11 protein-coding genes and 1 CRISPR repeat array (1 of these 12 running past the window's edge) are annotated in these 14,089 nt (G+C 50.2%); of the genes, 8 read left to right on the forward strand and 3 right to left on the reverse strand.

Annotated elements, in window-relative coordinates; translation table 11 throughout:
* Positions 1-88 precede the first annotated feature (88 nt).
* From AC0LWT_RS21310 to AC0LWT_RS21320, 3 genes are all read left to right on the forward strand, one after another.
* Positions 89-907, forward strand: a complete 819-nt coding sequence (locus AC0LWT_RS21310) for a polysaccharide deacetylase family protein (RefSeq protein ID WP_474683287.1) — start codon at positions 89-91, stop codon at positions 905-907.
* Positions 908-930: 23 nt separating this feature from the next.
* On the forward strand, positions 931-1,983 hold the full coding sequence (bglB, locus tag AC0LWT_RS21315; protein ID WP_474683288.1) for a beta-galactosidase BglB: 1,053 nt from the start codon (positions 931-933) through the stop codon (positions 1,981-1,983).
* 315 nt (positions 1,984-2,298) lie between these two features.
* On the forward strand, positions 2,299-3,405 hold the full coding sequence (locus tag AC0LWT_RS21320; protein WP_474683289.1) for a helix-turn-helix domain-containing protein: 1,107 nt from the start codon (positions 2,299-2,301) through the stop codon (positions 3,403-3,405).
* 301 nt (positions 3,406-3,706) lie between these two features.
* Here the strand turns inward: AC0LWT_RS21320 and AC0LWT_RS21325 are convergent, their stop codons facing one another.
* A complete protein-coding gene (locus tag AC0LWT_RS21325; protein ID WP_474683290.1) occupies positions 3,707-4,591 on the reverse strand; it encodes an IS1595 family transposase in 885 nt (294 codons plus the stop codon).
* A 593-nt stretch (positions 4,592-5,184) separates the two neighbouring features.
* The gene (locus tag AC0LWT_RS21330) at positions 5,185-6,051 is read right to left on the reverse strand and encodes an RraA family protein (RefSeq protein ID WP_474683291.1); all 867 of its coding nucleotides are present in this window, start codon (positions 6,049-6,051) and stop codon (positions 5,185-5,187) included.
* 204 nt (positions 6,052-6,255) lie between these two features.
* On the opposite strand from AC0LWT_RS21330, the gene AC0LWT_RS21335 reads away from it, so the two are divergent.
* On the forward strand, positions 6,256-7,230 hold the full coding sequence (locus tag AC0LWT_RS21335; RefSeq protein WP_474683456.1) for a mannonate dehydratase: 975 nt from the start codon (positions 6,256-6,258) through the stop codon (positions 7,228-7,230).
* Between the two features lie 65 nt (positions 7,231-7,295).
* Here AC0LWT_RS21335 and AC0LWT_RS21340 read toward each other — a convergent pair whose 3' ends face one another.
* On the reverse strand, positions 7,296-8,192 hold the full coding sequence (locus AC0LWT_RS21340; RefSeq protein WP_474683292.1) for an AraC family transcriptional regulator: 897 nt from the start codon (positions 8,190-8,192) through the stop codon (positions 7,296-7,298).
* Positions 8,193-8,311: 119 nt separating this feature from the next.
* On the opposite strand from AC0LWT_RS21340, the gene AC0LWT_RS21345 reads away from it, so the two are divergent.
* The 4 genes from AC0LWT_RS21345 (at position 8,312) to AC0LWT_RS21360 (ending at position 13,642) form a co-directional block, all read left to right on the forward strand.
* Positions 8,312-10,237, forward strand: coding sequence for a glycoside hydrolase family 127 protein (locus AC0LWT_RS21345; protein ID WP_474683293.1), 1,926 nt, complete (start codon positions 8,312-8,314; stop codon positions 10,235-10,237).
* 88 nt (positions 10,238-10,325) lie between these two features.
* Positions 10,326-11,753, forward strand: a complete 1,428-nt coding sequence (locus AC0LWT_RS21350; RefSeq protein ID WP_474683294.1) for an ABC transporter substrate-binding protein — start codon at positions 10,326-10,328, stop codon at positions 11,751-11,753.
* 144 nt (positions 11,754-11,897) lie between these two features.
* A complete protein-coding gene (locus tag AC0LWT_RS21355) occupies positions 11,898-12,812 on the forward strand; it encodes a carbohydrate ABC transporter permease (protein WP_474683295.1) in 915 nt (304 codons plus the stop codon).
* Positions 12,812-13,642 (forward strand): carbohydrate ABC transporter permease, encoded by an 831-nt coding sequence (locus tag AC0LWT_RS21360; protein ID WP_474683296.1) that lies wholly within the window; start codon positions 12,812-12,814, stop codon positions 13,640-13,642. Before AC0LWT_RS21355 ends, AC0LWT_RS21360 begins: the two co-directional genes overlap by 1 nt.
* 256 nt (positions 13,643-13,898) lie before the next feature.
* Positions 13,899-14,089: a CRISPR direct-repeat array (repeat unit 30 nt; unit sequence GTTTCAATTCCTCATAGGTACGATAAAAAC) (it continues 574 nt past the right edge of the window).

Below are 14,089 nucleotides of genomic sequence, written 5' to 3' on the forward strand. Positions count from 1 at the left end.
TCGGCAATCCGGTCTTGCGCGAAAGCCGAATCAATGGAATAATTTGCAGGAGAAACAATCTCTTTAATAAGAAAAGAGGCGGTGCGAGATGCCCAAAATATTGTTATGTTATCCGAACGGAAAACATAAAGCGCTTACGATGAGCTACGATGACGGCAGAGCGGCCGACCGGAGGCTAGTCGGCATATTTAACCGGAACGGGATCAAGGGGACGTTCCACTTGAATTCGGGGATGTTCGGCGAAGGCGACCGCCTCACGGAGGCCGAGGCTCCTTCGCTGTATCAGGGGCACGAGGTTTCCGCCCATACGCTGACCCATCCGACCATTGCGCGCTGCCCCAAAGAGCAGCTCGTCCATGAAATCATGGAAGACCGCAAAAGACTGGAGCAAACTTTCGGATATACGGTGAGAGGCATGTCTTATCCGAATGGTTCGTTCAACAAGCAAATCAAAGACATGCTCCCGCACCTCGGAATCGAGTACGCCCGAGTCGTGCAAACGACGAAAGACTTTGGCATTCCCGACGATTGGCTGGAGTGGAAGCCGACCTGTCACCATAGAGACAACCTGCTGCCGCTTGCCGAAAGCTTCATAGCTCTGCACAAACAGCAGTATCTGTATTTAATGTACGTATGGGGGCACAGCTATGAATTCGATACAGACAACAACTGGGAGCTGATTGAGCAATTTTGCGGGCTTGCCGGTGACAGAGACGATATTTGGTACGCGACGAACATGGAAATCGTGGATTACTTTCAAGCGTTTCATCGGCTTAAGTTTTCGGCTGCACAGGATTTTGTGTGCAATCCGTCCTCGTCATCCGTATGGCTCAGCGTCGATCAACATATTATGGAAGTGAAGGGCGGCAGTCAAACAAGACTTACGGCAATACCGGTACAAACTTAACGAATAGAGGAGGCACCAAACCTATGCAAACCTTGCAGGCGGAAGAACTGCTCAAGCGAGTATTTGAACGAATGATTTCAGCCAATAAAGACAATTCGAACGACCACATGAATTTCGATACTTGGGAATGGCCTGTCGGCGTGGCTCTGTTCGGACTGTACAAATATTACCGGCACACCGGACGCGAAGCGTATTTGACTTTCATGACCGATTGGTTCGACCGTCACATGCAGGAGGGCCTGCCCAGCAAAAATGTGAACACCGTAGCCCCCTTGCTGACGATGGCGCATATTTACGAAATAAGCCGCAATGAATCATACCTGAATACTTGCCTGGAGTGGACGGATTGGATCATGAACGGCATGCCGAGGACGAAAGAAGGCGGCCTTCAGCATATTACGATACTCGATGCGAACGACAGGCAGCTTTGGGACGATACGCTGTTCATGACCGTGCTGTTTTTAGCGAAAATGGGACAAATCACCGGCAAAAAAGAACTGCAGGAAGAAGCCGAATATCAGTTTTTGCTTCATATCAAATACTTGTATGATACGCCGACAGGCCTCTGGTATCACGGCTGGAACTTTATCGGCAGGCACGCGTACGGCAAGTCGCTGTGGGCCCGCGGGAACTGTTGGTTCACATCCAGCGTTGTGGAGTTCCTTGAGCTGACAGGGCTTGAAGGGGCGCTGAAACGATACTTGCTGGAAACGCTGCACGCCCAAGTCGAGCGGCTGAGCGAGCTGCAGGAGCCGGACGGCATGTGGCATACGCTGCTCATGGACCCGGGTTCCTACGTCGAAACCTCGGCCACAGCCGGTTTTGGTTATGGCATTCTTAAGGGGATCCGCCTCGGCTACCTCCCTGAACGCTTTAAAGAAACGGGCCGCAAAGCGCTCGAAGCCGTCGTTAACCGGATCGGCGAAGACGGAACCGTTACCGGAGTATCATATGGCACAGCGATCGGCATGAACGACGATCATTACAAAGCAATTCCGCTTACACCCACAGCGTATGGCCAGGCACTGGCGATCATGCTGCTGTCCGAAGCGATGGAGCTCTATCCCCAATCATAAGTTTACAAAATTACATGGCTGACGCCCGATTGAATTTAGTGAAATCGGCTGCGATCAGCCATGATGCGTTGTACACAGTTCAGCTTCGAATATCAAACCCCGCTATCAACCCCCCGCCCCGATTTCTTCGGATTCCTCTAAAGTAACAATCAATTTTCTTTGAAGAGTAAACATAACTATAAAAAGTAAACATAACAAAACCTATAATTAAGTTGACTGAATTTCAATTCCATAATAAAATAAATCAGAGAGTAACTGAAAACGGTTTCTTTCTCGTTCGTAAAAATCCAGTTTTTTCGAAAGAGGGATTGGGAGATGTTCGTCTATTCAGACTCCATGAGTGAACGCAGCTTGAATGAAAAACTTTCCGCTCGGGATTTGAGCCATTCTTATATATTTCCCGCCATTGCTTTAGTTGAACTGTCAGAACTCCATAACGTCGAGAACGGTTTGTACAAGGAACTGGAAAAGCTTGCACATTTTCTCAAACTAACCTTGTCTGACAGTAACGACGTTTTTGTTTTTATGGACGGCTTGGACCGGATAGGTATACTATTTTCGTGGCATTCAAAGGGAATGGCCGAACTGCTTCAGGAAAAAATCGTTCAATATCCTACCTGCAAGGTAAATATCGGAGTCGGCAAACCGTCCGATCATCTGGATTGCATCTATGAATCTTATCGGCAAGCTTCGCGTGCCCTGCAGCACATGTTCTACCTCGGGCATGGGAAAGTCGCGTATTACGACGACATCAAAGAGAACCGGCAAGCCTGTGAATACCCGGATGCTCTGGAGAAGGCGCTGTTCACTGCGCTGATGTCCGGGTGCAAAAACTCGGAGCTGCATCAAGAAATCGAAGCTTTTTACAAAACCATCCTTCAAAACGGCACCGTTGTAGTCAATGTAATTTACGAAATATCAATTCGCTTATTAATCGGAATCGAAAAGAGAGCCGCATCGGAATTCGGCAGCGATCTTGACTGCCGCCAATTCGATATCGTTTCAATTGTACGGATGAACACGCTTCAGGAAGTAATCACCCATGTCCGAAAATGCCTCGAACAACTCGGCCATGCCATCTCGCAAAAATACAACAGCGCACACTCCAGCATCATTCAAAAAACGATTCAGAACATGGAAAAATACTGCGAACACGCAACCCTGCACAATATGGCGCAAAAAGTCTACATGACGCCAACTTACCTGAGCCTGCTGTTCAAAATGAACACAGGCAAAACCTTTATCGAACAACTGACAGAAATCCGAATGAACAAAGCCAAACAACTGCTCCGCAACACTTACCTCAAAAACTATGAAGTCGCCGAAAAAGTAGGCTATCAAGACTCCCGTTACTTTAGCCAAATCTTCAAAAAGAAAGTCGGCCTATCCCCAAGCGACTACAGAGAATCGTACCACCGATAAATATTTGCCAAAGCAGCCGACGAAACGGCACAAGAAACACAGCACAAACAGCAAGATCAGACCAGGTTAAGAACCTAAGAAACTTAAAAGCATGGTATGTGGAGGGGAGGAGTGAGACGAGATGATATACTTTCAACCACTGCTTATGACCACTATCCCATCAACTCAGATACAACGCACAAACCAATATTAAAAAACACTACCATGATAGTTGACCCATGATAACTGACTCTCGGATTTTGAATCTCTCTTGAAGCTACTCTAAACCAGTCATTAATCCAATCTAAACTCCCTGTAGGGACTATGATGCGATTTTCGCAACTTGTGAAACTGATGGAGAAGTAGCGAAACATATTCGTGTTAAATGGGGGAATGGCGGCTCGGTACGAATGGAGAGATTCAAACGGTAGCTGAATTCGTCCAGATAGTTTTGCAAGTATTTATGTCCAATTCCATGAAAATTTTTATTGATCCACTTGCCGGCTTGAGCGGCAATGGCTAATAAGGAGCGGAAGCGTTTGGGGCTATAGCGGCCGGTTATGATTTGGACATCGCTAGTTTGAGGTTCTACATGCTTCTTAATAAATGTGGCGTCTTCAGACCGTAAAATAACGCTGTTGTGAATGTTTGCCTCTGAAATCAGCTTCATTTTCAAGTAATTGGATTCTCCGTGCTCGTTAAGCGAAGAGCCGATGAGAAAATAGTGCTCCTGCGGATGCTTCCGAATAGAAGGATTGTACGGTTTTCCGTAGATGGCGGAATTAATCCTTACAATGCCGGACAACAGAGCGGATTGGTCGGCCTCACTAATCATTTTGCGTATTTTGTGGAGGATCAGCCAGGCTGTTTTATATGTAACTTGAATGATTTTTGAGAGTTCTACTGCGTTAATGCCCTGATCGGTGGGGCGGGAAACTAGGAACATAGCAATCAACCATTTGCGCAAATCCGTCCGGCTACCTTCCAGGATCGTGCCTGCAGTAAGCGACGTTTGGTGGCGGCAATGCCGGCATTCGTAAAGCGGGAGCCGCCGTGTGCCTGTCACATAGGCATGTTGGTGTCCGCATCGAGGGCAAACAAACCCGATAGGCCATTTCGTCTGAAACAAATACTCCACACATGCTTCTTCAGTAGCAAAATGCTGACAAAACTGCTCTAAAGACACACTACAGTTCATTTCATCCATCGATTTGCCCCCTCCCAACGACAAAAAAAAGCAAACATATGTTCTTTTTACATGTTACCAAACATTTGTTCTTGTTTCAAGTGGTTGGTGAAAATTTTTAAAAAGTAAAGTTGCGCCACTGAGCAAAAGGGATAGTGGTCGAAAGGGACATCGTTGAGATACGGCATCCTGCGTTTGAATAATTGGGGTTAGTGTCTGATAGGTAAGTCTCCAGGATACAGCCTCTTACGTCTGAGTAATTGGGATAGTGACTGAAAGGAAGAACAGCGGGATACGGCCTTCTATATCTGAGTAAAGGGGATAGTGTTAAGAGGGATGACTATTGGGATATAAGCAAGCCGAATCTGAGTAGTAGGAAAGCGGTCGAAAGGGGATGCCACCGGGGAAAGCGTCTTGTATTTACGTAGCGAAATAGTGAGGGGATGAAAACGAAAATTTAGGAGGGGAAATTTTGCATCGGAGTAATAGGGTGAGTGGTTGAAAGGGTATGTCGCCAGGGGAAGTATTTTGTCTCTGTAGGAGGATGGATAAAAGGTGCGCTCGGGGACATCTAAGAAGGACTGGAGGCTTAAACCTCCGGTCCTTTGTTTGTATTATCTGGCTTCCTCCAGTTCGTTGGTCCACTCTAAGTGCCGGTAGGGGGCGGCGTCTTCGGTTGTTTCGAACCATGTGAGAAAGTCGTTCCAAATGGCGGTTGTCCAGGGGGAGTCGATTTGGGCTGTTGTGTAGGCTCCTTCTTTCAGGCGGACGAAGCCGAATATGTCGCGGACCTGGGATTTTTCCGCTTGGATGAGCGCAGGTTCGGCCAGATGCGGCGGAATAAAGATGACCCCGGACGGAGTGCCCAGCACAACGTCGCCGGGCATGCAGATGGCTCGTCCGATTCTGCAAGGCGTATTTAGGCCGACTAACGATACATCGCCAATGGCCGTAGGATCGCTGCCACGGTAATAGACGTTGATGCCTTCTATTTTTTCGACCTGTTGATTGTCGCGAATGCCTCCCCAAATGACGGCGCCGCCTGTTTTGGTTTTCGCCGCGATTGCCGTGGACAGGTTGCCGCCTACGAATGTTCCTTCGTACACTTTATCGAACATGTCGACGACTGCCACATCGCCTTCCTCCAAAATATCGATGACCCACTGATTGAAAAAACCGCTTCTGCCTTCCTGTTGATGACCGTAGTTCAGCAATGTTTCGTGGAGGTCGGGGCGTTTTGGCACGAGTACGGCTGTCACCGCTCTGCCCGCCATTATTTTGTTCGGATGGATGATTTTAAAATCGCCTTCAAACTGGTAGCGGTAGCCGGCGTTCCAAAGGGGCCCCCATGCTTCCTCCAATGTAATTCTTGTCATCCTGTGCAAAATGTCGTCCGGAACCCGCGGCCGTCCGTTCGGAAATCTGTCGCCTTGCCATAGCGGAGTAAGCTGTTTGATGGTTTCAGGATCGTCGTATTTCATGTTCGCATCCCTCTTTTCTCACGGTTATTATGTCTTATGGTAAAGAAAAATAAGGGATTGTCGACAGTGAATTTTTTACGATCCGGGGGAGTATTTTACAGCGATGAAAAATATCAAACATTATCATAAAATCGTCGCCTGTGCAGGCAAAATCCGCTTTGCTAAAATGGCTGTAGAATTTCATTTGGAAGGGTGCGTGCGGTGATGCAATTAGCGGAGTTTTTTACTTCAAAGCCGAATCGGCTGTGGCATTTGGCTAAACAGATGGGTGTCAATTATGCGGTGGGGCCGCTTCCTGAAGCGGAGCACGGTACGAAACCGTGGGATTTTGTCAATCTTATGCATATGAAAAAGCGGTTCGAGGATTTTGGCATTGAACTGCTCGTGATCGAGTCAGCGCCTCCGACGAATAAAATTAAACTGGGGCTGCCGGGCAGAGACGAGGAAATTGAGGTCATGCAGCAGTTGATTACCCATATGGGCGCGTTAGGTATCCCGGTTCTCTGCTATAATTTTATGGCTCAATTCGGTTGGTTTCGCACTTCGACAACGACCCGCACGCGGGGAGGGGCGCTTGTGTCGAGCTATGATCACGCTTTGATGAAGGACGCTCCGCTTACGGAAGCGGGGATCGTCAGCGAGGAGAAGCTGTGGGACAACCTGAAGTATTATCTGGAGCGGATTGTCCCGGTAGCTGAAAAGGCGAAGGTCAAGCTGGCTCTGCATCCGGACGATCCGCCGATCTCCCCGATCCGCGGCGTATCGCGGATATTGACGAGCGCCGATGCTTTGCAGCGCGCTATCGACCTCGTGCCGAGCGCTTACAGCGGGATTACGCTGTGTCAAGGCACGCTGGCTACGGCCGGTGAGGATATTCCCGCTGTTATCCGCCGATTTTCGGCGCAGGGTAAAGTCTTCTTCGTTCATTTTCGCGATGTGCGGGGCAACGCGGAGCGGTTCGAAGAAACGTTCCATGACGACGGCAAAACGAACATGCTGGAAGCGATGAAGCTGTACTACGAGCTGGGTTACGACGGCCCGGCGAGACCCGATCATGTTCCAACGATGGAAGGGGAGGACAACGCCAATCCCGGTTACGAACTGTTAGGCCGTTTGTATGGCGTAGGCTATATCAAAGGCCTCATGGAAGCGGCGGCTTGCCATGCGCGTCGGAACTAAAATTCACCGGCATCTGCGATTAGGCGGATGCCGGTTTTCTTTTGCCTGAAGGGCCGCCGTTTTGTTCATTCTGCGGGCTGCCCGGTGCATTTTTTTCGATAGTTGAGCGGGGACATGCCTTCTTTGCTGGAAAAGCAGTAGGAAAAGTAAGAGCCATGCTGAAATCCGACTTCTTCCGCGATGCGCGTCATGGACCATTTGGTTTGAATCAGCAGCTTCTTGGCTTGCTCGATGCGATACTGCTGCAAGTAATCCATGGGCGTCATTCCGTATACTTTTAGCATGCATTTGGCCAAATAGTTGGGATGGTAGTTCAAATCTTTTTGCAGTTGGGAATTTGTAATTTTTTGCGTATAGTTTTGGCGGAGATAGAGCTCCACTTTTTCGGCCAGATGGAATGCGGTCACATCCGAGGCTGCGGCAAAATCCCTGTCGATGTGCTGGAAAAAAAGCTGAAAAGCCGTCTGTCTTTTCCAGTTTCTCAAAGACCTCGGTTCTTCGTCGAGCTGGAAAAATTGCTCCAGAATGTCCATCGCTTTCGATGACAGTTTCATAAATTTAGGAATGAAAATCGAACAAACCTCGCTGTGGTTCAAATAAGCCATTTTCTTATGATTGTCGATGAGGGCGGCCTGATTTTCCAGGCAAACGTCCATGCAGCTGCATTCGCTCCAGGCTCCGAATGTCTGAAAATGAATCCAGATGATCTCCGTATCGCTCTCGCACGGCAGCGTGCCGTAATGGCTCGAATCGGGTCTGAGAATGAAAGCTTCCCCTTGCCCGATCGCCCATTCGGTATCCCTTTCTCCCAGATGCAAAGTGCCTTTGGTGACCACGATCAAGTCGAACACTCCGATTTGTTTTCTGCTTATATGGTACTCTCCCTTATGGTAAGAAGCTCTGCCGCAATCGATGAAATAGGGGACCGGCGGTGAGATGAAATGAAGAATCGGTGAGCTCATAGCATACCTCCAAAAGGTTGAAATATTTAAAAATATAGTTGTAAAAGGATATATAAATACTATGTTACTACATGTATCATGATAATAAAAGCGCTTACTTAAAAGGTGGTATTTATAAAATGATTAACGTGCAGATTGCGGACGCATTTTGGTCCGAATATATTCGATTGGTTCGGGAAGTTGTCGTCCCTTATCAGTGGGAAGCGTTGAATGACCGGGTGGAGGGGGCGGAGCCCAGCCATGCGATTCAGAATTTCAAAATAGCCGCCGGACTTGAGCATGGGGAGTACTATGGCATGGTTTTTCAGGACAGCGACGTAGCCAAATGGCTGGAAGCCGTCAGCTACTTGCTGGAAACCGGAAAGGACCCGGAATTGGAGCGCTTGGCGGATGAAGTGATCGAGCTGATCGCCAGCGCCCAGCAGAAGGACGGGTACTTGAACACCTACTTTACGTTGAAAGAGCCTGACGGCAGGTGGACGAACCTGGCGGAATGCCACGAGCTGTACTGCGCAGGGCACATGATCGAGGCGGCGGTCGCTTATTATCAGGCGACAAGGAAACGAAAAATTTTGGACGTCGCCTGCCGGCTGGCCGACTGTATCAATGAAGCGTTCGGTCCGGGGGAAGATCAGATCCATGGCTATGATGGCCATGAAGAAATCGAGCTGGCGCTTGTCAAGCTGTATCGCGTGACAGGGAATGAGAAATATTTGACGCTCAGCAAATATTTTTTGGATGAGCGGGGCCGGGAGCCCGGCTTCTACGCGTGGGAGTTCGAGCGCCGGGGCGGCCAGGTGCATTTTCCGCAGCTGGATATGGCGCACGATCTGTCTTACAGCCAGGCCCATCTGCCGGTCAGGCAGCAAACAACGGCGGAAGGCCACGCTGTCCGCGTCGCGTATTTATGCGCCGGGATGGCGGACGTGGCGGCGGAAACCGGGGACCGGGAGCTGCTGCAGGCATGCCGCATTCTTTGGAACAACATCGTAACGAAGCGCATGTACGTTACGGGAGGGATCGGCTCCATGGCGCACGGGGAGTCTTTTACGCTCGACTACGACTTGCCCGGCGATACGGCTTATGCGGAAACATGCGCCTCGATCGGACTCATTTTTTTCGCGCAAAGAATGCTTGCGATCGAACCGAAAAGCGAATACGCCGATGTGATGGAGCTGGCTTTGTACAATACGGTTCTCGGCGGCATGTCCCGCGACGGGAGGCATTTTTTCTACGTCAATCCGCTTGAAGTGTGGCCTGACGCTTGTGACAAGAACCACAACATGCACCATGTAAAACCGGAGCGCCAGGGCTGGTTCGGATGCGCTTGCTGCCCGCCGAATATCGCGAGGTTGCTCGCTTCGCTGGGGCGTTACATTTACTCGGCCAAAGACAAGACGATTTATACGCATCTTTATATAGGTAGCGAGGCGGAAACCGAAATCGACGGTCAACCGGTCCGCTTGACGCAAACGTCCAAGTTTCCTTGGGACGGAGAGGTCCGGTTTGACATCCAGACGGCACGGCCGGTTCATTTTGACCTGTCCTGCAGGGTGCCTCGTTGGTGCAAAGAAGCGAAGCTTCGAATCAACGGGGAGGAGATTCAAACGGGCGGCCGGCTCGCGGACGGATATTTGCACATAAGCCGGGAGTGGCGCCCGGACGATGTGTTGGAGCTAAGCCTGCCGATGTCCGTCAGCCGGGTGAAAGGCCATCCGCTCATTCGGGATACGATGGGCAAAACGGCTCTGCAGCGCGGTCCGATGGTATACTGCCTGGAAGAAGCCGATAACGGAGCGAATTTGCACCAGATAGTGCTGAACAGCGGCTCCGGTGAAGAGGTGCATTTTGACCGGAATTTGCTTGGCGGCGTTCAAACGATTCAAGTGCCCGCATACAGAGTGCAAGCTGAAAATTGGGGCGGATCGTTGTATGAATACGACGTAAATTTTCAAAAGCAGCCTGTTACCGCAGCGTTCATCCCTTATTTTGCCTGGGCGAACCGGGGGCGGGGAGAGATGGCCGTGTGGGTCCGCGAGCAATAAGTCCGGAATTCTGCCGGAGAAGAGGGATTGTGGCTTCAACCTGAAAAGGTTAAGTATATTCATGGAAACTAATAATGGAGGGGTTCATGTGAAATTCAAAGGATTCATGAAAGCGGGAACCGTAACCTTATTGGCGGCTTCCGTCGCCGCCGGCTGCAGCTCGACGACGAATACGCCGTCGGCTTCAGGAACGGGGGCGTCGGCGGCGCCGTCCGCAGGAGCGCAGACGAAAGCGCCCGACAGCGGCGGGGACAAAGTCACCATCCGCTTTACGGACTGGGCCAACAACGAGGAGGCCAAATCGACGCGGGTCAGCCTGGACGCATTCGAGAAAGCGCATCCAAACATCAAAGTCGACTACCAGAACGTGGCGCTGAGCGAATTTGGCGCCAAATTAAGCGCCATGGCTGCTTCGAATACGCTTCCCGACGTCAGCACGATGTTGGAAGCGCAGGCGCTGAAATATGCCGAGTCCGGCATTTTGATGGATTTGTCCCCGTACTACAAGGACGGGTCGGTTACGCCGAAGATCGAAAGCAACAAATTCGTATCGCCCGACGGCAAGCTGCTGGGCTACAGCGTAGCTAACGAAGTTATTATTTTGCACTATAACAAAGATATGTTCGATGAGGCCAAAATCCCTTATCCTCCGGCAGAGACAGAGAAGGCGTGGACCTGGGATCAAATGCTCGACGTCGCGAAAAAATTGACGAAGGACAAAAACGGGAAGCATCCGGGCGAAGCGGGATTTGACCCGAAAAACATCGTTCAATACGGCATCAACATCAGCAAAAGCGCGGACTTTTTCTGGACACCGTTCGCCATCAGCAACGGCGGCGGCGAAGTGAGCCAGGACGGCAAGGAACTGCTGCTCGACAAGCCGGAAACGATCGAGGCTATACAAAAAATCGCCGATCTGTCCAACGTGGAGCACGTCTCCCCGACAGCGGCCCAATCTTCCGGGCTTCCCGGCGACGTAGGCCAACTGCTGCTGTCCAAAAAAGTAGCCATGGTCACTTCCGGCCAATGGGAGCTGGTCAACATCAATCCGCAGCTGAAAAACGGCTTGAAAAACGGCGTCGGCGTGCTTCCGATCTTTAAAAAGCCGGCGACGACCAATACCGGAACGCCGATCGTCATCTACAAAAACACGAAGCATGCGAAAGAAGCGATCGAGCTGTACAAATGGCTGATGGATACGGAGAAAAACTTGGCGAACATCGACAGCGGCGTATGGATGCCGACGGAGATGAGCTGGTATACCGACCCGGACAAAATCAAGCGCTGGACGCAGTCGCCGGTTCATCCGCCGGAGTACAAAACAGCGGTTATCGACTACGCGCTCAAGGCGACTTATCCGACGCCATGGTTCTTCCTGCCGACGTACAGCCGCATCAGCGATGTGCTGAATCCGGGGCTTGATCCGGTATGGCTGGGCACCAAATCGGCGAAGGACGCGATCGCTGAAATGATGCCGAAAATCAAGCCGATCTTCGAAAGCGGCAAAGCGAACTGATCGCAGCCGGAGCTGGTTATATAAAAAAGCGCCTACAGAGGCAGCGGCAGCCCGATTGCCTCTGTAAGCGATTACGTTGACGGCCCGCAATCGTCAGGCTTTACAGTTGCGGGGGTTGCAGGGGAGAAAGAGGAGGTACCCGGAATGTCTACAGTGAAGTCATCCAGTTTCTGGAGTCTTAAGCGGCAGCAGGCGCTTATCGGTTATGTTTGCATACTGCCCGCCATACTTGGGCTGCTGATTTTTACGTTAGGACCGCTGCTGTACAGCTTGTATTTAAGCTTTACCGACTGGACGATCTTGAAGCCGAAGGAATGGGTCGGCTTGGCCAATTACCGCAACATTTTCACAGAAGATTTGTTTTTCTACGACTCGCTCAAAGCGACAGCCTACTATTCTATCGGTTCCGTCATTGCGTCGATCGTTTTTTGCTTCATCATCGCTCTGTTTTTGAACCAGAATATACGGGGAAGAGCCGCTTTTCGGGCTATTTTCTATTTGCCTTCGATTATTCCGGTTTTGGCCAGCAGCATTATTTGGCTGTGGTTGTACAATCCGGATTTCGGGATTATCAATCATATTTTGAGTTTTGCCGGCATTGAGAAACAGATGTGGGTGAACAGCCCGGATACATCCGTTCTTTCGATGATTATTATTGCAGTGTGGGGCTCCGGGAACGTCATCGTCATCTTTCTCGCCGGATTGCAGGATGTTCCTTCGCACTTGCTCGAGGCTGTGGAAATCGATGGTGGGGGCTGGTGGCACAAGCTCAAATCGGTCACAATTCCGCTCATGTCGCCCATTATTTTCTATAATGTGATTCTCGGTTTCGTGAATTCGATCACGGCGTTCACCCAGGCGTACTCGATGACGCAGGGCGGACCGGAAAATACGACGCTGTTCTATGCGTTCTATATTTACCGTGAAGCGTTTCAACGCCAAAATATGGGCTATGCGTGCGCCTTGGCCTGGGTGCTGTTCGTCATTGTCGCCTTCTTCACGTACCTGCTCTTCAGAACCTCGTCCGGTTGGGTGCACTACGAAGGAGGTAAAAAATAATGACTTACCGCTTGCGAGGAAAAATCGTCACTTACTTCATTCTGGGCCTGCTGTCGTTGATCGTCTTTTTCCCGATGTACTGGATTCTTCGCTCTTCGTTATTGAATTTGCAGGAAATTTTGGAATTTCCGCCGATTTGGGTTCCGCATGCATTCCGCATTGAAAACTATTCCGAGGTGATGGACCGGATTAATTTCGGCCAATATTTTTTAAATACGCTGATCATCATCGTGCCCGTTCTCATCGGGGTCGGCTTGACCAGCAGCATTGCGGCTTTCGGCTTTGCCAGACTGGAATTCCCGCTCAAAAACTTCTGGTTCGGCCTCATCGTCATGACGATTTTGTTGCCCAGCATCGTTACGCTGGTGCCGACCTACATCGGCTGGTCCAAGCTGCAGCTGACCAATTCGTATTGGCCCCTGATCATACCCGCGTTTTTCGGCGGTGGCGCTTTCAACATATTTTTGCTCCGGCAGTTTTTGATGACGATTCCGAAGGAACTGGACGAATCCGCGGTCATTGACGGAGCGGGGTATTTTACCATCTACTCGAAAATCATTCTTCCGCTGATCAAGCCCGCTATCGTCGTTGTCCTGCTGTTCACTTTCGTCGGCGTATGGAACGACTTTTTGGGACAGCTCGTCTATTTGAACGATTCCAACAAATATACGGTGTCTCTGGGCTTATCCACCCTGCGGGGAGCGAACAATACGCCTATGAGCCTACTCATGGCAGGAACCGCGATCATGGTCATGCCGGCGATTATCGTGTACCTGCTCGGACAGCGGTATTTTATCGAAGGCATTGCGACTACGGGAATCAAGGGGTGAGGAGATGGGAGGGGGCTGCTGCGGCAGCTTCTTTTTTGTTGGCTTGAATCTACGGAAGCGATAGCATAACGACGATAAAATTGGGCTGCGATGTGTTCGCGTAAAAGTTGCTGGTTGATACGGTGGCGGAGTGCCGGGAAGTCATTCGGACAGCCGGTGAAACGGGCCGCACTTCGGTGGATTCCGGGATGTGAAGGAGAAAACGTAGCTGCTCGATATGGCGATCCATATGTTCTCTGGATCTCGATATGCCGAAGATTCAATTCCTCATAGGTACGATAAAAACGTGCATGTTGATCTTGTTCACTCTGACGGTTCCGCCGTTTCAATTCCTCATAGGTATGATAAAAACATGGCATACAAGATCATGCTACAAATCTCAAATGAGTTGTTTCAATTCCTCATAGGTACGATAAAAACTCTGAATTTGTATTCAAGGCGATAGTT

This window comes from Paenibacillus sp. sgz302164 (assembly GCF_056120505.1).